Origin of the sequence: Marinomonas sp. TI.3.20, assembly GCF_038155025.1 — a bacterium.
In the GTDB taxonomy this organism is placed as follows: domain Bacteria; phylum Pseudomonadota; class Gammaproteobacteria; order Pseudomonadales; family Marinomonadaceae; genus Marinomonas; species Marinomonas flavescens.
The window spans coordinates 1-255 of sequence record NZ_JBAKAS010000129.1; the positions used below are offsets into that span (position 1 = coordinate 1).

1 protein-coding gene is annotated in these 255 nt (G+C 56.1%); it reads right to left on the reverse strand.

Annotated elements, in window-relative coordinates; all coding sequences use genetic code 11:
* Nucleotides 1–255 (reverse strand): IS66 family transposase (locus tag V6259_RS19865; RefSeq protein ID WP_341585997.1); only part of this gene is annotated, 255 nt, incomplete at both ends.

Genomic DNA, 255 nt, shown 5'->3' on the forward strand with positions numbered 1-255 from the left:
TCAGGCCACGGCTTTGGGAGAAGGTAAACACCACTTCGTCCTGCTCGCCATAGATGGGCCAAAAATACGCTTGCTTCATTTTGCCGGGTTGGTTGCCTACCCCAGGCTGGCGGGTGGCTTTTATCGGTGTCTCATCCATGGCCAGTACCTTGCTGTCCAGCACACTGATCAGTTGCTCTACCACAATGGGTCGTAACAGTTCGATCCCGCGTTTGGTGAGGTTCGTCAGCGTCGCACGGCTGAGGGTGATCCCAG